The sequence below is a fragment of the Paenalcaligenes sp. Me131 genome, assembly GCF_050487225.1.
Classification (GTDB): Bacteria; Pseudomonadota; Gammaproteobacteria; order Burkholderiales; family Burkholderiaceae_B; genus Paenalcaligenes.
The window spans coordinates 954425-974045 of record NZ_JBKQGY010000001.1 but is presented as its reverse complement, the minus strand read 5'-3'; the positions used below and the strand labels follow the sequence as shown (position 1 = coordinate 974045).

The following is a 19621-nucleotide window of genomic DNA, read 5'->3' as shown; positions in this document are numbered from 1 at the left end:
AGTTATCGCCAACGCAAACGGCATAGATTTGTACTGTACGCACAGAGTGCGGCAGGTTTTATCCCCTTAAGGAGTTCCATCATGTCTAGAGTTCCTCTAATAGATCCCAACACAGCAATTGGTGATCGCCAACTAATGCTGAAGCAAATTCACGGTGCTTTTGGTGCTACACCCGCCATGTTCAAAGCGGTGGCTAACTCTACCGCCGCCTTGCAAAGCATGTGGGGATCGTTTGGTGCACTGAGCAATGGCACTATTGATCCCAAGTTGGGCGAGTTGATTGCCGTGGCTGTCGCAGATCGTAATGCCTGCGAGTATTGTTTGGCCGCCCATACAATGTTGGGGCGTAAGGCAGGCGCGTCAGATGCAGAACTGGCTGCCGCTCAGGCGGGTGAGTCTGCTGTGCCTAAAACAGCCGTAGCACTGCGTTTTGTACTGAAAGTCGTGGATGACAGAGGGCAGGTGACCGATGCGGATGTGCAAGCGGTGCGTGATGCGGGGTTTAGTGATGAACAGATTGTAGAAATACTGGCACACGTGGCATTGAACTTATTCACGAACTACATCAACGTGGCGTTTGATGTGCCGGTGGATTTTCCGGCGGTGAAGCTGCGTAAAAACGCATAAAACGATTGGGCAGGCAGGGCAATACCGCAGTGTAAAAACTGCGGTATTTTTTTGCGAGTTAGGCCACGCAATCCACGTAATAGCGAGGGTTGCCTTCGGCGTCCTTGAGCTCAACAAACCCGTGTATATCCGTACCAAAACCGGGGGCGACACGGTTCAGTTCGCGTGAGAATTTTAAGTAGTCCACGATAGTGCGGTTAAAGCGTTCGCCAGGAATCAGTAATGGGATGCCGGGTGGGTAGGGAGTAATTAAGCTGGTCGTGATGCGGCCTTCTAGCTGATCGATTTCTACGCGCTCAGTGCGATGTGTGGCGATATGGGCATACGCATCACTAGGCTTCATGGCGGGTTCGGCTTCCTCTACGTACATTTCAGTGGTGAGGCGGGCAATATCATGCGTAGCGTAGATGTGGTGTACGTACTCGCATAAGTCGCGCAGCCCCATCTCTTCGTAGCGCGGATACTTCTTACAAAAACTGGGCAAAATGCGCCACACCGGTACGTTGCGTTCGTAGTCATCCTTGAACTGCTGTAAGGCGGTAACTAATGAGTTCCAACGGCCTTTGGTGATGCCAATGGTGAACATGATGAAGAAACTGTATAAGCCCGTTTTTTCAATGATGACGCCGTGCTCAGCCAGAAATTTGGTCACGATGGGGGCGGGGATGCCCGTCGCATCAAAGCGTCCGTCTAGGTTTAAGCCGGGGGTAACGATCGTTGCTTTGATGGGGTCTAGCAGATTGAAACCGTCGGCAAGTTGGCCAAAACCATGCCAACTGGCGTTGTGATCATCACCGTACAGCATCCAGTCTTCGGTGCGGCCTAGGCCTTCATCGTCTAGGTGTTCAGGTCCCCAGACCGTAAACCACCAATCATCGTCGGCAAACTGTTCGCCCACTTGGCGCATTGCTCGACGAAAATCCAGCGCTTCCACAATACTTTCTTCCACCAGCGTTTGACCACCGGGCGGCTCCATCATGGCAGCAGCCACATCGCAGCTCGCAATAATGGCGTACTGGGGCGAGGTAGAGGTGTGCATCAAATAGGCTTCGTTAAACAAGTGTTTATCGAATTGAGGTGTGCCTGAGTCTTGTACCAAGATGTGGCTAGCTTGGCTAAGGCCTGCTAAGAGTTTGTGGGTGGATTGGGTGGAGTACACCAGCGAATGTTGTGGGCGTGGGCGCTTTTTACCCATGGCGTGGTAGGTGCTGTAAAAAGGATGAAAGGCCGCGTGAGGGATCCACGCCTCATCAAAGTGCAAGGCTTCTACATAACCATCCAATGCAGATTTAATGACCTCTGTATCGTACATAATGCCATCGTACGTGGACTGGGTAAGCACCAAAATACGGGGTTTAATGCGGGTTGTATCCACACCGGCTAGTAGCGGGTGGGCGGCTATTTTGGCTTTAATGGCCTCAGGTGAGAAATCGCTTCTAGCGATGGGGCCTATCAGCCCCAAATGGTTGCGCGTAGGGCGCAAAAATACCGGGATAGCACCGGTTAGCACAATGCTGTGCAACAGTGATTTGTGGCAGTTTCTGTCGACTACAACGACATCGCCGGGGGCGACGGCATGCTGCCACACTATTTTGTTGCTGGTGCTAGTGCCGTTGGTGACAAAGAAGCAGTGATCGGCGTTAAAGATTCGCGCGGCATTGCGCTCACTGGCCCCAATAGCGCCATTGTGGTCCAGCAACTGCCCCAATTCTTCCACGGCGTTACACACGTCAGCGCGCAGCATATTTTCACCAAAAAATTGGTGAAACACTTGGCCCACTGGGCTTTTTAAAAAGGCCACGCCACCAGAGTGCCCTGGACAATGCCACGAGTACGAACCGTCTTCGGCGTAATCCAACAAGGCTTTCAGAAACGGTGGTTTGATACCGTTTAGGTAGTTTTTGGCCTCACGTATTAAATGACGAGCGACGAACTCTGGCGTGTCTTCAAACATATGGATGACGCCTTGTAGTTCGCGCAAGATGTCATTGGGCATGTGGCGTGCGGTTTTGGTTTCCCCGTACACGTAAATAGGCACGTCCACATTGCGGCGTCTGACTTCACTGATAAACGTGCGGATGTTGTGTAACGCTGGCGAAGTTTCCGTGTCAGCGGTGAACTCCTCATCATCGATGGACAAAATGAAAGTGCTGGCACGACTTTGTTGTTGGGCGAACTGGCTAAGGTCGTGATAGCTGGTGACGCCCAACGCATCAAAGCCCTCGGATTGTATGGCCTGCGCGAGCGCACGTATGCCCAATCCAGAGGTGTTTTCAGAACGGAAGTCTTCGTCAATGATGACGATAGGGAAGTGAAACTGCATGGCGTGTCCTGTGATAAAGAGGAATGGCAAGGGCTGGGTGATTCATGAGTTGTGTTTACGACGCATCATGTACTTGCTAAAAACTTTGACATAGATAATAATACAGTTTGTCCCATGACAAAAGATGGCGCGGTGGCAGAGTGATGATGCGGTGGACTGCAAATCCATGTAGGTTGGTTTAATTCCAGCCCGCGCCTCCATCCTGCATGGGCGATGTATTCGTGTGATGCGTCTACAACGACGCCATGAATTCAGGCAGAATGGGCATTTGGCCGGGTAACTGGCCTACCGTCTTCGTACAGCAACAGCAGACTCAATGACGTATTTCTTGTGGTCCTTGCCCACGCTGACTCTGTTAGCCGCTATAGTCAGCGGGCGAGTCAACCCCACGATTGCCGCCACCTTGGGGTTAGCCTGTGCAGTGCCAGTGGCGCTGTTAACGGGGCCTAGTGCGTGGTTTGATGCTCAGTATCTATATGTGGCTTTGCTGCGCGGACTATGGATAGGAGCGGTGATTGCACCGTATATCGTAGGCGGGCTGCTGTTCTGGCAGGTGGCTGCTCGGTCATCATCAACTTCATCTTCCCAATCCCCTTTAGCGATACCAACCTCGAACAGCAGCCACGACGGCATCTCAAAGCGCCGCTTGGTGTTTTTTGCGTGTTTCTTGGTGGGGCCGTTTGCCGAGTCGGCCACAGGTTTTGGCGTAGGCATGTTGGGCACGGTGATGTTAATACGCCATTTGGGTTTTGCACCACGCCATCTCATGGTGTTTGCTTTGCTAAGTCAAACGGTGATTCCGTGGGGAGCAATGAGCAGTGGCACCATACTGGCCGCTGCGTACGCACGTATTCCAGCAGTGCAACTAGGGTTGTACTCAGTGTTGCCAGTGACGCTATTGATGCTGGTGTGGCTAAGCCTGTTTTGGCAAACCGCCCGCAAAGCGGGGATGGCAGCGAGCCGTATGGAGTGTTTGCGCGAAGCGGGTTGGATAGGTGCATGCATGGTGTGCTTGGCTGCGACTACGGCAGCATTAGGGCCAGAAACGGCCTTGCTGGCGGCCTATGGGCCGTTAATCGTGTTGCGCTATGTACTGGACAATAAACCCACACGTAGCCAAGCGTTAGCGGCAGCCACCAAGGTGTTGCCGTATGTGGTGTTGATTGCTTGCTTGGCACTGACGCGCCTCGTGCCAGAGTTACGCAGTACGTTAGATAGCCTATGGCGGGTCACGCCTTTTACAGACCTTCCTTCGTGGGCACCCTTATTTCATGCAGGGTCTTGGCTCATTGTGGGCAGCATTGTGACCGCGTGGGTGCGAGGTCAGCCGTCAGTGTTGGGTACTGAGATCAAGAGCGCGTGGGCGACGGGTAAGCATGCTGTGCTGGCGGTGTTTTTGTTTGCGATGATGGCCGAAGTATTAACCGCATCGGGGATCTCTGGTGCTTTTGCAGTGGCTATCTTTGCTGTGTTGGGCGAGAAAACCATTTTGCTGACACCACCGCTATCAGGGGCGTTTGGTGTACTGACCAATAGCGGTAACCCCGGTAACAGTCTTTTCCTACCCTCACAAGTAGCGTTAGCTGTGCAGGCTGGGCTAAGCGTGCCTGCGGTAGCCGCCTTGCAGCAAGTCTCGGGCATGTCACTAGGGTTGTTTTCACCGGTACGCATGTCTATTGCCGCGACTCTGTCTAGTGGGCGAGGGCAAGAAAGACAGGTCTATACGCAGCTTGTACCGTTTGCAGTGATGGCGTTAATGGTGTTGATGGTACTTGCTCTAGGTGTGGTGTTATATCGCTAAACGCCTAGGGTATGGCTGTGCATGTTGTTGAAGTGTTTGTTGTGCTGTTTAAGGAGCAAAGATGACCATACCTACTACATTTACGTTAGATAAAGCTACGCTGATCTCGCAATCTACCTCGCAGTTGGATCAGCAGTTTCAAGACAACAGCTATACCTTGCGCCAGAAGTTAGCACTGACCTGTAGGATCTTATTTGATAACGGCCATGACTCAGGTTTGGCGGGGCAAATTACGGGTAGAGCAAACGAGCCAGGGCAGTATTACACGCAGCAATTAGGCTTGGGCTTTGATGAAATCACCGAAGACAACTTGTTGCTGGTCGATGAAGACCTAAACGTGCTGGAAGGCAAAGGCATCCCTAACCCCGCTAACCGTTTTCATTCCTGGGTGTATAGGGCGCGGCCAGACGTGCAGTGCATTATTCACACCCATGCGATGCACACTGCAGCACTGGGCATGTTAGAGCAACCCCTGATTATTTCGCATATGGACACGTGTTTGCTCTATGACGATGTAGCCTTTGTAGCGAATTGGCCGGGCGTTCCGGTAGGCAACGAAGAGGGCGAATTGATTTCCAGTGCCCTAGGTGACAAGCGCGCCTTAATGCTATCGCACCATGGTTTACTGGTTGCAGGGTCTAGTGTGGAAGAAGCGTGTATGTTGGCTTTAGCCTTTGAGCGCGCAGCACGCATGCAGTTATTGGCGAGTAGCGCAGGGGAGATCAAGCCCATTGATCCCGCGTTGGGCAAAGAGGCACATGATTGGGTATCGCGCCCCAAGCGCTATAGCGTGTCGTTTCAGTATTATGTGCGACGCATGTTGAAAAAACCCATCCATGCGGACTGCATACGCTAAGTGGTAGTTATAAAAGCACCGTGATAACGGTGCTTGGCTGCTTTGTGGTCATGCTAAGTAAGGGGTAGGAAAGAGGGAAGAGGTCGCTTAGCGGGGTGGGCTATGGCAAAATTCTGCATGGCGTACCGCTACGTTCTACAGAACATGCACCCACGGCAACAGTACTTTTGGCCCGTTAGGCCTGATTATTTTCACGGAACACTATGGCTATACACGGTAAAACCGCTGCAGAGATCTTTGATTGTGTGCGAGCCTTAGCGCAATCACAGCAATTACGGTCGGGTGACTCGCTTCCCCCTGTACGTGATTTGGCGGTGCAATTGGGTATAAGCAGAAATACGGTAGCAGCGGCATACCGACGGTTAGTGGTGGCAGGCATTGCGACTACGCATGGCCGTTTAGGTACTATCATCCGCAACCAGTATGAATCTAGTGATCAAGAGGGGGCACAGGCCGATTCGCCCTTAACCGACTTAGCCAGTGGCAATCCCAACGCAACATGGCTGCCGGATATAGCGGCAGCGTTGCAACGTAAACCGTATACACCCAGACTGTATGGTGAGCCTACGGTGAATGCAGGTTTACACCGTTACATCCAACAATGGATGCAGCCAGATTGCCCCGCAAAGTTCGACATAGACCTGACGCACGGTGCCGTAGATGCCATTGAGCGACTGTTAAATGCATATCTGGTGGCGGGTGACAAAGTCGCGGTAGAAAACCCGTGCTTTTTAAGTAGCTTACATAGCTTGGGCGCAGTAGGTTTGCAGGCCACAGGGGTGTCGGTAGATGACGAAGGCATGCTGGCTAACGAATTGGAAGAAGCACTGCGTAAAGGTGCCCGAGCAGTGTTGCTGACCCCGCGTGCGCATAATCCGACTGGATGCAGCCTAAGCAAAAAGCGTGCGAAAGAACTCTCGCAGGTACTTGCCCAATACCCCAATGTATTGATCATCGTTGATGATCATTTTGCGTTGCTGTCCACTGCCCACTACTACTCGGTGATTCCTGAGACTGCCACGCGTTGGGCGTTGGTAAGGTCATTTTCTAAAGCCTTGGGGCCTGACATACGTGTAGCCGCTGTAGCCAGTGACAGCGCCACCTCTAAAGAATTACGTTTACGTTTGGCATCAGGCACCAGTTGGGTTAGCCATCTGCTGCAAGATGTGGTGGAGTCCATTGTGACCCACCCCAGCACCACAGCCTTAATAGAGCAGGCCAAGCAAGACTACCAACAACGCCGACAGACCTTAGAGCAGGGCCTGCAAAAACACGGCATAGCCTTTCAAACGAACAGTGATGGCTTGAACTTGTGGCTACCGTTGCAGGGGGATGATCAAGCTATAGCCTTGGCATTGGCTCGACGTGGTTGGCTGGTTAGACAGGGCAGTAGCTTAGCCGTAGAGGGAGAGATCAATGGTTTGCGCATTACCATTTCTGATATCAGCCCCGAGCAATGTGAACAGTTAGCGCAGGATATTAAGCGTAGTGTGGGGTAGGAGTAAGGCGAAAAATCGCCTTACTGTTGTCAGGCTATAGGGCTATAACTCTTAGCCATACACCGGAAATCTACGGCACAGTTCCACAATTTGCTTTTGTACCCGTGCGGTTACCTGTTCCAGATTACCGTTCTCTAGTGCATCCAGCACATCACACAACCAGCCTGCCAACTCTTCACATTCCGCCACACCAAAACCGCGTGTGGTGACTGCTGGTGTACCTATACGCACGCCAGAGGTCACAAAGGGTGAACGTGGGTCGTTAGGGACGGAGTTTTTGTTGGTGGTGATGTAAGCATCGCTTAACGCCGCATCAGCATCTTTACCGGTATAGGGTTTGCTGGACAAGTCTATGAGCATCAGGTGATTGTCAGTCCCCCCTGATACGATTTGGTAGCCACGTTTCATGAGCACGGCGGCCATGGCGCGGGCGTTAGTGACGACTTGGCGTTGGTAGACTTTAAAGTCAGGCTGTAAGGCTTCTTTGAAGGCAATGGCTTTAGCCGCGATGGTGTGCATCAAGGGGCCACCTTGAATGCCAGGGAAGACGGCTGAATCCAGTTTTTTGTAGAACTCTTCACTTTGCCCTTTAGCCAAGATAATCCCACCACGAGGGCCGCGTAAGGTCTTGTGGGTGGTGCTGGTGACAACATGCGCGTGAGGAATGGGATTTGGGTATTCGCCTGCCGCGACCAAACCCGCAACGTGAGCCATGTCTACCCAGAAAATCGCGCCTACTTTGTCAGCAATTTCGCGCATACGAGCCCAGTCTTTGTGGCGGGAATAGGCCGAGAAACCACCAATCAACATGCGGGGGCGGGTTTCTAGGGCGATGCGCTCCATGTCGTCGTAGTCAATGAGGCCTGTTTTTGGGTCTAGGCCGTAAGGCACGATTTTGTAGTGACGGCCCGAGAAGTTAGAGGGGTTACCGTGGGTTAGGTGACCACCTTGTGCCAGGTTCATGCCCATCACAGTATCGCCTGGTTGAGCCAAGGCCAAAAATACGGCGGCGTTGGCTTGTGCGCCAGCGTGCGGTTGTACGTTGACGTAGTCGCAATCAAACAGTTGTTTGAGGCGTTCGATAGCGAGCGCTTCCGCAACGTCTACGTTGTCGCAGCCGCTGTAGTAGCGTTTGCCGGGGTAGCCTTCAGCGTATTTGTTGGTGAAGACAGAGTTCTGTATGGCCATCACCAATGGGCTGGCGTAGTTTTCAGAGGCAATCAGCTCTACGTGATCTTCTTGACGGCGTTGTTCTTTTTGTAGGGCCGTAGCAAGCGTGGGGTCAAACTCTGCGAGGGTGAGAGAGGTATCGTACATGGGATGATCCTAGGTTCGTAAAGAAGGTGATTTAGGGCTGCGCACGGGCTCAGGCATATCCAGATCCAGCTGATGGCGTATGTCGCGAATCATGTCACTGGCAACGGCTAGCGCTTCGGCAGCAGGTTTGTTGGCTAGGCTTTCTATGAGCCACGAACCAATGACAACGGCGTCAGCCATTTGAGCGATGGTTCGGGCCGTACTGGCATCGCGTATGCCAAAGCCTATGCCGATGGGAGTGTGTACGTGACGACGTAGGCGTGACAGCATCTGCTGTACCAACGTGGTGTCTAAGGTTTTGGCGCCCGTGACGCCTTTCATGGATACGCCATAGACATAGCCACTCGCACGTTCAGCCACTTGCTGTATACGTGCCTCGGTAGAGGTTGGGGCCAACAAGAAGATCAAATCTATGTCGTGTTGGCACAGTTGTGCAGCTAGTGTTTCGGATGCATCGGGTGGGTAATCCACCACTAACACACCATCTACACCAGCCTTGGCGGCATCTTCAGCAAAGGCACCGGTATGACGTAAGATGTCGTAGCGCTCTATAGGGTTGGCGTAGCCCATTAACACTACAGGGGTGTCGTTATTGGTCTGTCTGAATTGGCTGACTTGTTTTAATACGGTGGGTAGCCCTATGCCTTGGCGTAACGCCTGTTCGCCAGCAGCTTGTATGGTGGGTCCATCCGCAGAAGGGTCTGAAAACGGTACACCCAACTCTATAACATCCGCACCGGCCTCTACCAATACGTGCATCAGGGCAGGAGTGATATCCGCATAAGGGTAGCCTGCGGTTACGTAGGGGATTAAGGCTTTGCGGGACTGTGCTTGTAGCCGTTCAAAAGTGGCAGCGATTCTACTCATGGCGGCCCTCCTGAGTGGCAGAGCTAGCCATGACGGTTTCCATATCCTTATCACCGCGCCCCGATAAGTTGACCAAGATGGCTTGTTCAGGCGTGAGCGTAGCAGCCAGCTTGATGGCATAGGCTACGGCATGACTGGCTTCCAGCGCGGGAATAATGCCTTCTACTCGGCAAAGCTGATGAAAGGCGCTTAGGGCCTCAGCGTCGGTAATGCCTACGTATTCAGCCCTACCTATTTCATGTAGCCAAGCATGCTCAGGGCCAACACCGGGATAGTCTAAGCCGGCACTGATGCTGTGCGTGGGCTGCACTTGGCCCAGATCATCTTGCAAAATCAACGAGCGGCTACCGTGCAGTACGCCTATGCTACCGCGTTGAATGGAAGCAGCGTGTTGGTCAGAGTCCAGTCCTAAACCAGCCGCTTCTACACCAATCAAACGCACCGTTTTATGGTCCAGGTAGGGGTGGAAAATGCCTATGGCGTTACTGCCACCGCCCACGCAAGCAATCACCACGTCTGGCTGTTGTTGGGCCATATCTAACCGCTGAAAAAGCGTAGGCATTTGTTGCAGGCATTCTTTACCGATGACGGTTTGAAAATCTCGCACCATAGTGGGATAGGGGTGCATGCCTGCTACTGAACCGATGAGGTAAAAGGTGTCGTCTACGTTGGCCACCCAGTCGCGTATGGCATCGTTCATGGCGTCTTTCAGGGTGCAGCTACCTGTGGCAACCGGCACTACCGTAGCACCTAGTAATCTCATGCGTTGTACGTTGGGGTTTTGACGTTTTATGTCTTCGCTGCCCATATAGATAACGCACTCCACACCATAGCGCGCGCAAATGGTGGCGACTGCTACGCCGTGTTGTCCAGCACCGGTTTCGGCGATGATGCGTCGTTTACCCATACGTAATGCCAGCATGGCTTGGCCTATTACGTTATTGATCTTGTGCGCGCCAGTGTGATTTAGGTCTTCACGCTTTAGAAAAATGCGTGCGCCACCCGTTTCTTCACTTAGTCGTTTAGCGTAATAAACAGGCGAGGGCCTACCTACGTAGCTAGCCAGTTCTTCCGTGAACTCGGCGATAAAAGCAGGGTCGTGACTATAGTGCTCATAGGCCAGACGTAATTCTTCTACGGCTTGTGATAAGGTTTCGCTGATAAAGCAGCCACCAAAGGGGCCAAAAAAACCTTCTTTAGCCAGCAGGTCGCTGTGCGAATGTGTGGTCATGCGGGGCTCCTCTGCACAGTATCTGATCTGTGCAATAGCGGTATCAATCGTGGGCGGTAGATCGCCCCGTGCTACATGTGCATGTCAGCCATAGTGGGGTAGCGAACCACCGGCGAGAGCACTAGCTCAGCGCACTGAGCCTGCTGGGTGTGGCTTAACGCGAGCACCACTTGCTGACAGGCTAAGAACGCAGCTTTCGCCAAACTGGTGCCATTTAGCCAATGGCCAGTCAGGGTGGCACAAAACAAATCGCCCGTACCCTTAGGGGCTGCATCAATACGGGGGTGCGTGATGACTTCTGTGTCGGTGTGGGTGACTAGCACCACTTTCATTTCACCGGGCTCCCACGTTTCGGGGGCGGCGCTGGTGACAGCAATCCATTGGGTCTTCGCCGTGAGCAAACTACGAGCGGCTTTGATCACGCTTTCTACGTCATGCACGGGTAAACCACTGAGTTGCTCTAGCTCAAAGCCATTGGGAGTGAGCCCATCAGCCATGGGGAGTAAGTCACGGCTGTAGGTTTGTATAAGTCGGTCATCCACGTAAATGCCGTGGTCGTGATCACCCAGCACAGGGTCAATGACGATACGGGGATTCATGCCCGCTCTGGACAAATTATGTGCCCAACGCAGCAAAGTCAGCGCTTGTAAGGGGTCGCCTAGGTAGCCTACTAACAGTGCCCGTAACGAACGCAATGCACCTCTGGCAGCGAGATCTTGTAAGTAGCCTTCAAACCATTCTATGGGTATAAGGCCGCCATGCATAGACGGGTAGTGTGGCGTGTTACTAAACAGTACGGTGGGCACAGCAGCAACGGATAGCCCTAACGCCTCCAGTGTGGGAACGGCGACATTATTGCCCACGCGCCCATACACCACTTGAGATTGTATGGAGACCACATCAATGGGTAGCGGTTTCATGGCAACTCCTGCGGCGGGGCATCATCGGTATCGCTGGCACCAGCAGTAGGCCAGTAGTAACTATCTGGTAAGGGTCTGGCACCAAAAATAGCTTGGCCTACACGCACCACGGTTGCGCCTTCTTCGATGGCAATTTCAAAGTCGCCTGACATCCCCATAGAAAGCTCGTCCATGCTGATGCCAGCGGGGGCGGTTTGTCGTAGCTGGTCACGCAAGTTACGTAGCAAGATAAAGCATTGGCGTACCCGTTCGGCCTCGGCAGAAAACAACGCCAAGGTCATCAAACCACGTACCCGTAGCGCTGAAAAAGCCGGAAGTTGCTCTACAAAAGCTTGCACATTTTCAGGCTCTAAACCGTATTTACTGGCTTCGCCCGAGGTATTGACCTGTACAAACACATCCAAAGATCGGCCTTCGGCTTGCAAGCGGCGGTCTAAGGCTTCGGCCACACGTAAGCTATCTAGGGCTTGAAACTCACTGGCAAATTTAGCCACTAACTTGGCTTTGTTGGTTTGTAAGTGCCCAATCACAGACCAGTGCAAATCGGTGAGGTCTTGCATGGCCTCCCATTTACGGTAGGCCTCTTGCACTTTGTTTTCGCCTAAGAGCGTACAACCAGCCGCATGGGCCAGGCGCAAGCTGGACTCTGGTTTGGTTTTGCTAACGGGCAACAAGCGCACGCTGGCGGGGTCGCGTCCTACGCGATGGCAGGCGGCGGCAATGCGGGCTTGTACCGCGGCAATGTTGTGTTTGAAATCATCTACCGAAGTAGCTTGAGGATATAGCCCGTGTTTGTCGTGGCGGGTTTGAGTGCCTATAGCTTCCGACATTACTTACCCCTTTTTGATCAAGGATGAAACAGCTACCGTGCGCAGACGATAGAGAGCAAAGAATTGGTCTAGGTGTGGCTGGCTAGAAACATGGCATTGCGACAAAGACCTAACTGTTTTATACATCGTAAATGGCCCAGTATTCATAGCCACTTTTTTTAAGGTATATAGACCATTGTTTAAGCATGCCCAACTAGAGTCAGTCAAAGTGTGGATGAATGATCCGGTGCATGAAGCCTTGCCGCTGCATGTGCGCATACGCTTGGCCGTAAGGCAGCTCATTTTGGATGGCGCATTGAAAGCAGGGCACCCGTTGCCAGCCTCACGCGCCTTAGCAAAATCCTTAGGTGTATCGCGAGGGACCGTAGAAGAGGCCTACAGCCAACTGCATACCGAAGGGTTTATAGAGCGGCGCGTAGGCAGTGGTACCTTTATCTCTGAGCAGGTACAGCGCTTACCTGGGCGGGGTTTAGTCAGGCGCTCCAGTGCACCCAAACCGGCCTTACGCTTAAGCCAACGTGGTAGTGCGATGTTTAGCAGCGGTGGTTTGCGAGACTTTGTGGCGCCTCGGGCCTTTGCGCCTGGCGTGCCGGAAACGCGTAATTTCCCCTTGCATACGTGGGAGCGTTTGCAGCGTTTAGAAATTAAAGAATATGGTACCCAAGCCTTGTTGCACAGCGAGCCTCAGGGTGTAGAGTCATTGCGCCGTGCCATTGCGGACTACGTCAATTTAGAGCGCGGCGCACACGCTACGCCAGATCGTGTGTTGGTGCTGACCAGCTCGCAGCAAGCTCTAACACTATGTGCCACTGTATTGTTGGATGCCGGAGACCGAATTTTTGTGGAAGACCCCGTGTATCACGGGGCGCGTAAAGCCTTTGATGCGGCAGGGTTGCAGTGCGTACCTGTGCCCTTGGATGCGGATGGGATGAAAGTAGAGCAACTGCAGGCAGCCCAAGCGGAAGTTGCTGCCAAAGCCGTGTTTCTAACGCCATCGCATCAGTTTCCTACGGGAGCGACTTTGGCACTAGAAAGGCGCTTGGCCATTATCGAGTGGGCGCAGCGTGAACAGGCATGGATTATCGAAGACGATTACGACAGTGAGTTTCACTACGCGAGCAAACCTACCGCTTGCGTGCAAGGGTTAGATCCACATGAACGCACCATTTACATAGGCACATTCAGCAAGTCGTTATTCCCAGGGCTACGCATAGGGTATATGGTGCTGCCGTCGCAGTTGGTGGCCCCGATGACTGTCGCACGTACCTTATTGGATGGGCATAGCGCACCCTTGCCACAGCTAACGCTGGCGCGTTTTATAGAGGGTGGGCATTTCGGCGCGCACATACGTACCATGCGTGCAGTCTATGCTGAGCGGCGAGATGTGCTAGAGCGGTTAGTGCGTACGTATCTGACTGACTTCCTAGAGCCTCGTGTGCCTAAAGGAGGCATGCAGATGCCGTGCATACTGACGCAAAATATTCCTGAAGCAGTTGCCGTTGAGACCGCCAAACGCGCGGGTATAGATCTGTTGGGATTAACGGCTTTACACGCCTCAACCAAGCATAAAGCCGGATTTTTAATGGGCTTTGCTGCGCATACTCCGGGAGAGATGGAGGTGGGGGTTAAAAAATTGGCGCATGTGTTGCAGGCGTTAAAGCCGTAAAAAAAAGGCCGCTGTGTTAAGAGCGGCCTAACGTCACACACTTACTCTATGCATCTAGAAACGAGCGGTTAACCCCATACGTATGGTGCGACCTGGGGCGGGCAGGGCGGTGCGCGCCATAGGGTCTAGGTAGTACTGGTTGGTGATGTTGCTCACGGCAACGTCTACATTCAGGTTTTCGTGAATTTGGTAGCTGGCGTAGGCATCAAAGACCAAAATGGGGTTCCAGTAGTTGCTTTTATTAAAGCCCCACGAGTTCATGGCAGTTTCGTCCCTGTTTTTGGCTTCACTGTGGTACACGGCCCTAGCCCCTATTAATAGGTCTTCATTGAGTAAACGAGCCCCAACATCGAGGTTTAGCGAGTATTTAGGTTGTAAGCTGGTTCGAGCAAAAGTACGAGGGAAGCCGCCATCCACGCAATCAGGCATCTCTCTTCCTGTAGAAAAACCAGGAATAGGAGTGAAGGTTTGGGCGTAATCGTGGTCGCACAGTTGTTGTTTGATGCGATAGGTGCCCCCAAAGTTGGCAAAATACTTGCCAGTATCTATACGCGCTTGTAACTCAAGCCCTGACATGGTTTTTTCGGCAAATTGCGTAATATTGAAATCCCAATCCCTATCTATGTAGTTTTTGATGCGATTGTGGAAGTAGTTAACTTTCAGGTCGGCATATTCCAAACTAGGGAAGTAGCTAGATAAATCATGCACATAGCCTATTTCCCAGTTGTAAGCGTGTTCAGGGTTGCCGGCCACACCCGTAGAACGTTTATTGCTGCCCGCCATTGCTAGTGAGGATTCAAACAGGCTGGGGAAGCGCACAAATTCGTTATAGCGGGCGTAAACGCGTATATCGTCGGTAATGAAAGCGGTTAGCCCAATATGCGGTACCCAAGCGTGGTCTTTTTGTTTTTTGGGTTTTTCCCATTTGTCCTTGATTTCGGACTCGTCTTGGTACACTGGTTTGCGATCGCCGCCGCTTGTGACGGGGATGTATTTGTTGACAGTGCCTTCTTGGCCTTGGGCGTTAGTGACTTGTTCGGTGGAGTCTATTTCACCGTTAGTAAAAGGGTTGTTGGCGGCATAACCTCTATGGTTGTCACCAGAGGGCACATAGACGCTTTCTTCGGTGTAGCGGTATCCGTTGATTTTTCCAACCTCAAGACTATATGCTAGGAGCTCTTCTGGTGACTTAAGTGGGCCATCCACAAAGCTTGGGTCGAAGTCATACATAATTTGCCAGTCTTCTTTATAGCGCTCATATCTAGTGGGTAAATTTTCGATAATTTCATTGTTATAGGCATCGACCTCTTGATCTGTCATTAGACGTTGGATTCTGTAGTGATATCCTTTGAGTGCAGTCGAGACGGCCCAGTCCTTATGCTGTTGACTACGCATGTCGGCCAGTTTGTCGTCGTAAGACCAATAGTCGCTATATCTGGCTCCTGCATTGACTTGTAGCCAGTCAGTAGGGCGCCAATCGAAGTTAAAGCCAAAATTCCATTGTTGGCGTGTCCCCGATCGTGGACCCATGTGATTAATTCCCCAGGTGAGCTCAGTTAAATGCTTCAGATCTTCTGAAGCGTCGCGCTGTTTCAATTTCTCTTTGGTGAAATCTGCCGACACACTCAAATCCAAGGTGGGATGTAAGGTCATGGCATTGCTGAGGTTAAAGCCGGTACGGCGGTGGTCGGTAATTTGTAAGGCGCGCGCAGTGATGTTGTAACGGCCATCTTCGTTAGGGGCTTTGTCTGGTGGCGTGTTAGGTACATTGGCGCACATAGGCACATCTCTACCGTTTATGTGGCAGTCGGTATAGTCATCCCAGTTGTGATCTCGGCCATTCCAGCCATCCCCCTGGGTGCCAAAAATAACATCACCATTCTGATGTCGTGCACTATCACTTTGGGTGAGCCAGACGCCGGCTTTGAAGTTAATGTAGGGGTTTCCCTCAGGGTTCCACGCGTAATTCAGGTTCCACGTGTCTTGTTTAACTCTGCTATAAGGGTTTTCATTTTGGGCGATGGTTTTCTCGCCATAACCATCTAAAGCATGCACAGCCCAAACCACATTCCACGGTACGTTTTCCCCAAATTTGTGGTTACTGTGCATATAACCCATGTCGATGGTTTGATCATGAGGTAGCCGCAACGTACCTTTGAGTAGCGTGGTTTCCAGTTCGCTAGATGTGTTTAATACCTCATCACCGGGCTGATAATATTTGGCAATGTAACTCACCCTAGGGAAAGTATACGACGGGTGGTTGTCTTGCTTGGCTTGTTCTTGCCACGTGTCATGTTCGTATTTTGCACTATTATTTTTACCGCTAAAGTAATTGCCGCGGGTTCTGTAACTGTAGGCGGCCAGTACGTCTAGGTGCTCACTTTTATTAGCAATGGCAAGGCGGTAAGAGTGGTCTTCCAGATTGAGTTTTTTCCCACCATCTCCCTCTTTAGGTAATCGAGCCTGAGCAATATCACTAGGCAAAATCACGCCATTGGTACCGCCCTTATCAAACACAGCACCCGGTATATCCCTATAGTCTTTACCAAATACCCCAAAAGAGCGCTCATTGGGTTTGGTGGAGTTCGTGGCTGTCTCTGCTTTCAGCTCAATCCCAAAACTCTCGCCATGTTTGATGATATCGTCCACCTGCAGTGTGCGGATTTGTACCGTACCCCCCATACCAACGGGGCCCGTGCTACCGGACACGCCTTTTTCCACCAAAATACTGCTGATCATATTGGGATCAACATAGTTGCGGTTGGCCACGCCCGCTGGCCCTAACCAAACAGAGGTGGCTTGTTCTGTCCCATCTACGGTTAAGGGGATACGGCCTTCACCTTGGATACCGCGAATGTTCGGGTCTAATGCACCGCTATTGCGCGAATCACCCGCATAGACACCGTTTAAACCTTTGAATAAATCGCCCGCTGAGCTGCCTTTGTACAGTTCTATTTCGTCTTTACCCGCATACACATTAGAGATGTCTTTGGCGTACACATCTGATTTTCCTACCTCATCAGGCGTTTCCTGATTGCCTTTAACCGTAATGGTTTGCAGTTTTGATGTACGGTCTGTACTGCTAGATGCGCTACCCGGAATCCCTACTGGTTGTGCCTGCGAGTGCCCTGCACAAAAGGCCAAAATCATGGCGTATACCAGCGGTTTAAGCGTGTGTTTTTTTTCTAATGGTGATGAAACGGCGTACATAAAACGAACCCCAGCCCCGTGTGTTAAACAAAAATCCCCGTGCGCCTAGAGGGCGCTTTTTGATGTGGTGACCAGGCAAGGTGAGGGTTATACCCATCGATGCTGCTTGGCACCGGGATATTATGCTTATCAATAAGAATAGTTATCACTTAGATTTGTATGCGTGACGGAGCAATTTCTATGCTGCCGCATAACGAGGCTGTCAATGCGGTGTGACACGCTACGATTTTAGGTGCGCGAGCGGTGTAGATGAGGGAGGTTAGTCACGCGTAGTCGCCTAGATAAATGCGCTGCTATAGGCGTTTATTGCCAAAAATAGATTTAGGAGATCGACCAAAATACCGAGTGAAGGCAACGGAGAAGTTGTTGGGGTATTTGTAGCCCACTTGCCAAGCCGTTTGAGCAACCTGTAGGCCCGATTCCAGTAGGGTATAAGCCTTGCGCATACGTAGTTCGAGTAGCAAGCCTATGGGCGTGTTGTCATACAAATAACGAAAACCCTCTTTGAGTTTGTGCTCGTTGATCCCCACGGTTGTGGCTAAGTATTCGACAGTAATGGCTTGATCCAACTGCGAACTGAGCAGGTCGCGTGCGCGTTCTACTCGTTGTATGTCTTCTACCGAGAGCGGTGCAGCGGGTTGGGGAGTAGGAGGGGTAAGGCGATTGAATTGCTCAGCGAGTAGGCTGAGAGCATGAATATGCAGATTCAGTTTTTGTGTATGCAGTGGTTGGTCGTGATTGCTGGGCTGCATATAGCGAGTCAACGCAGCGGCATGTGCCATGGTGGCTTGGCTGCTGCTATGGAAAGAGAGTCTATGTAGGCCGGCACAATCCAAGAGTTGAGTTGCTCGTTCTGAACCCACATATTTATGTAACGCGGATTCACTGATGATTAAACGTAGCTGTGATACAGACTGATCTTCTTGATAGTGGCGCTCACCGCGTAGTGAGTGAAAGGCTGTCACCGTGGTGTGGCCGGCTTTGAACAGTAGGTCGGGGGTGCGTTCTCCCTGATAAGCGGACTCCCCTTGTAAGCCTACGGTAATGACCATGACACGGCCTGCATGCGGGCCTTGGCTTTCTTCTACCAGAGAAAAGCTAGGGTGGTAGTGCAGTCGTCCCAATGAAAAACCGGGTTCTAGCTCTACTGAGTCAGCGTAACAATGGCCTAACTCATCAGGCAGTTGCAGCCGTACTCTGCCATCCTGAAGTACATGCCTAGATCTGGGCTCCTCAGTGGTTAAACGATAGCCCTGTTTACGCGTACTCATGATTTCCCCTAGTCATAACGTCTCGCATATGAATCTCTACGTTTTGCATAGATCTTAATGTGAATTATTCTCATTTAGTGTATATCATTTCTCTCTGATGTAGCGATAGCGATTGAAAAGCAACGAGTAGAGGTAAGAAATGATGTCGTACCACGCAACAGAACCAGCCGTTTCTATAGAGTCATTGGTGAAACCACATGCCTTACAGCCCTGTTGGGATATGCAATTGGCAGGATTGAGTGCTGATGCCTTGCAACTGGCATTGCAGCACGGTGTATTTACACAGCTAGATCAATGGCTGTCAGCAGCAGAGTTGGCCCTGCGCTTGGGGTTCGATGCCACCAATACGGATTATTTCCTGGAGCTATTGAGTGGTTTAGGGCTGGTGGAGTGTCAAGGTGGCGCTGTCAGGTTATACCGGAATACGCCAGACAGTAGACGTTATCTCAATGCCGCATCACCGTTGTATTGCGGGGATGCTTTGTTATTTAGACACACGATTTTGCGACGTGTGGGTACACAGCTAGAGGGCTTGCTCACAACAGGAGTCGTGGATGTGCCCGAGCCAGAACGAGTACAAAAAGGGTGGGCAGAGGCCGCACGCCTACAAATTGCACAAGAACAACTCGCCGTGACCACAGAGGTGGCGTGTGAGTTAGTGGCAGGCTTGCCGGAGTATGAGAAAGCGCAACGCTTATTGGATTTGGGCGGTGGCCCTGGTTTGGTCGCCATTGCTTTAGCGCAGCAGCAACCCGAGTTGCAGGCCGTGGTATTTGAATATCCCGAAGCAGCAGAGGTGGCGCAGCAACGCATTGAGGCTGCAGGCCTAGAGCGCCGCGTACACACTATGGCGGGTGATTTACTCACGGATGAGTTTGGGGCGGATTATGACATTATCTGGTGTTCGTCGGTTTTGCATTTTGTGCCAGATATTGAGGCGGTACTACAGCGCTTGTATCAGGCTTTACGTTCTGGTGGTGTGCTGGTGTGTTGCCATGCCGAAGTGCCTGCAGAAGCGCATAAGGCTACCGCTGTATTGCATTACTACTTGCATATGCGTATGCAAGGCCGACAGGTTTGGCCAGAGGGGCAATTAGCTCAGAAGTTGCAACAGGTGGGATTTACACAAATACAGCAGTACGACGCCGTGCGCTTTCCTGTCGCACCGGTAGCGGCTGTGATTGCACGTAAGGAATGAGGGTA

General features: G+C 51.8%; 14 protein-coding genes and 1 tRNA gene. 7 read left to right on the top strand and 8 right to left on the bottom strand.

Going from position 1 to position 19621, the window contains the following annotated elements; translation table 11 throughout:
• Window positions 1–81: 81 nt before the first annotated feature.
• Window positions 82–627: a carboxymuconolactone decarboxylase family protein gene (locus ACLPHM_RS04680; protein ID WP_430220101.1), complete on the top strand. Its 546-nt coding sequence runs from the start codon at window positions 82–84 to the stop codon at window positions 625–627.
• Between the two features lie 58 nt (window positions 628–685).
• Here the strand turns inward: ACLPHM_RS04680 and ACLPHM_RS04675 are convergent, their stop codons facing one another.
• A complete protein-coding gene (locus ACLPHM_RS04675; protein ID WP_430220100.1) occupies window positions 686–2950 on the bottom strand; it encodes an Orn/Lys/Arg family decarboxylase in 2265 nt (754 codons plus the stop codon).
• A 126-nt stretch (window positions 2951–3076) separates the two neighbouring features.
• Here ACLPHM_RS04675 and ACLPHM_RS04670 point away from each other — a divergent pair.
• The 4 genes from ACLPHM_RS04670 (at window position 3077) to ptsJ (ending at window position 7106) form a co-directional block, all read left to right on the top strand.
• Window positions 3077–3150, top strand: a tRNA-Cys gene (locus ACLPHM_RS04670).
• Window positions 3151–3266: 116 nt separating this feature from the next.
• Window positions 3267–4751, top strand: coding sequence for an L-lactate permease (locus tag ACLPHM_RS04665; protein ID WP_430220099.1), 1485 nt, complete (start codon window positions 3267–3269; stop codon window positions 4749–4751).
• Between the two features lie 67 nt (window positions 4752–4818).
• Entirely contained in the window at window positions 4819–5607 is a 789-nt protein-coding gene (locus ACLPHM_RS04660; RefSeq protein WP_430220749.1) for an aldolase, read from the top strand.
• A 203-nt stretch (window positions 5608–5810) separates the two neighbouring features.
• Window positions 5811–7106, top strand: coding sequence for a MocR-like B6 salvage transcription factor PtsJ (gene ptsJ, locus ACLPHM_RS04655; RefSeq protein ID WP_430220098.1), 1296 nt, complete (start codon window positions 5811–5813; stop codon window positions 7104–7106).
• Window positions 7107–7157: 51 nt separating this feature from the next.
• On the opposite strand, the gene glyA is transcribed toward ptsJ, so the two are convergent.
• The 5 genes from glyA to ACLPHM_RS04630 form a co-directional block, all read right to left on the bottom strand.
• A complete protein-coding gene (glyA, locus tag ACLPHM_RS04650) occupies window positions 7158–8423 on the bottom strand; it encodes a serine hydroxymethyltransferase (protein WP_430220097.1) in 1266 nt (421 codons plus the stop codon).
• A gap of 9 nt (window positions 8424–8432) precedes the next feature.
• Window positions 8433–9290 (bottom strand): tryptophan synthase subunit alpha, encoded by an 858-nt coding sequence (gene trpA / locus ACLPHM_RS04645; RefSeq protein WP_430220096.1) that lies wholly within the window; start codon window positions 9288–9290, stop codon window positions 8433–8435.
• Window positions 9283–10521, bottom strand: coding sequence for a tryptophan synthase subunit beta (trpB, locus tag ACLPHM_RS04640; protein WP_430220095.1), 1239 nt, complete (start codon window positions 10519–10521; stop codon window positions 9283–9285). The genes trpA and trpB overlap by 8 nt, the downstream gene beginning before the upstream one ends.
• 71 nt (window positions 10522–10592) lie before the next feature.
• Entirely contained in the window at window positions 10593–11441 is an 849-nt protein-coding gene (pdxK, locus tag ACLPHM_RS04635) for a pyridoxine/pyridoxal/pyridoxamine kinase (protein WP_430220094.1), read from the bottom strand.
• Window positions 11438–12271 carry a YggS family pyridoxal phosphate-dependent enzyme gene (locus ACLPHM_RS04630; protein ID WP_430220093.1) on the bottom strand — a complete coding sequence of 278 codons (834 nt, stop codon included), beginning with the start codon at window positions 12269–12271 and terminating at the stop codon, window positions 11438–11440. The genes pdxK and ACLPHM_RS04630 overlap by 4 nt, the downstream gene beginning before the upstream one ends.
• Before the next feature lie 175 nt (window positions 12272–12446).
• On the opposite strand from ACLPHM_RS04630, the gene pdxR reads away from it, so the two are divergent.
• Entirely contained in the window at window positions 12447–13937 is a 1491-nt protein-coding gene (pdxR, locus tag ACLPHM_RS04625) for a MocR-like pyridoxine biosynthesis transcription factor PdxR (protein ID WP_430220092.1), read from the top strand.
• Window positions 13938–13991: 54 nt separating this feature from the next.
• Here pdxR and ACLPHM_RS04620 read toward each other — a convergent pair whose 3' ends face one another.
• Together ACLPHM_RS04620 and ACLPHM_RS04615 are read right to left on the bottom strand one after the other, a co-directional pair.
• Entirely contained in the window at window positions 13992–17147 is a 3156-nt protein-coding gene (locus ACLPHM_RS04620; protein WP_430220091.1) for a TonB-dependent receptor domain-containing protein, read from the bottom strand.
• Between the two features lie 293 nt (window positions 17148–17440).
• Window positions 17441–18418, bottom strand: coding sequence for a helix-turn-helix domain-containing protein (locus tag ACLPHM_RS04615; RefSeq protein ID WP_430220090.1), 978 nt, complete (start codon window positions 18416–18418; stop codon window positions 17441–17443).
• Window positions 18419–18557: 139 nt separating this feature from the next.
• Between ACLPHM_RS04615 and ACLPHM_RS04610 the strand changes: the two genes are divergently transcribed.
• Complete coding sequence (locus ACLPHM_RS04610; protein ID WP_430220089.1) at window positions 18558–19616, top strand: methyltransferase domain-containing protein; 1059 nt, start codon at window positions 18558–18560, stop codon at window positions 19614–19616.
• Window positions 19617–19621 lie beyond the last annotated feature (5 nt).

Excerpts from the sequence above, each read along its gene's own strand:
- ACLPHM_RS04665 (WP_430220099.1), top strand. The coding sequence starts at position 3,267 with ATGACGTATTTCTTGTGGTCCTTGCCCACGCTGACTCTGTTAGCCGCT.
- ACLPHM_RS04675 (WP_430220100.1), bottom strand. The coding sequence starts at position 2,950 with ATGCAGTTTCACTTCCCTATCGTCATCATTGACGAAGACTTCCGTTCT.
- ACLPHM_RS04680 (WP_430220101.1), top strand. The coding sequence starts at position 82 with ATGTCTAGAGTTCCTCTAATAGATCCCAACACAGCAATTGGTGATCGC.
- ACLPHM_RS04630 (WP_430220093.1), bottom strand. The coding sequence starts at position 12,271 with ATGTCGGAAGCTATAGGCACTCAAACCCGCCACGACAAACACGGGCTA.
- glyA (WP_430220097.1), bottom strand. The coding sequence starts at position 8,423 with ATGTACGATACCTCTCTCACCCTCGCAGAGTTTGACCCCACGCTTGCT.
- ACLPHM_RS04610 (WP_430220089.1), top strand. The coding sequence starts at position 18,558 with ATGATGTCGTACCACGCAACAGAACCAGCCGTTTCTATAGAGTCATTG.
- ptsJ (WP_430220098.1), top strand. The coding sequence starts at position 5,811 with ATGGCTATACACGGTAAAACCGCTGCAGAGATCTTTGATTGTGTGCGA.
- pdxK (WP_430220094.1), bottom strand. The coding sequence starts at position 11,441 with ATGAAACCGCTACCCATTGATGTGGTCTCCATACAATCTCAAGTGGTG.
- ACLPHM_RS04620 (WP_430220091.1), bottom strand. The coding sequence starts at position 17,147 with ATGTACGCCGTTTCATCACCATTAGAAAAAAAACACACGCTTAAACCG.
- ACLPHM_RS04615 (WP_430220090.1), bottom strand. The coding sequence starts at position 18,418 with ATGAGTACGCGTAAACAGGGCTATCGTTTAACCACTGAGGAGCCCAGA.
- trpB (WP_430220095.1), bottom strand. The coding sequence starts at position 10,521 with ATGACCACACATTCGCACAGCGACCTGCTGGCTAAAGAAGGTTTTTTT.
- trpA (WP_430220096.1), bottom strand. The coding sequence starts at position 9,290 with ATGAGTAGAATCGCTGCCACTTTTGAACGGCTACAAGCACAGTCCCGC.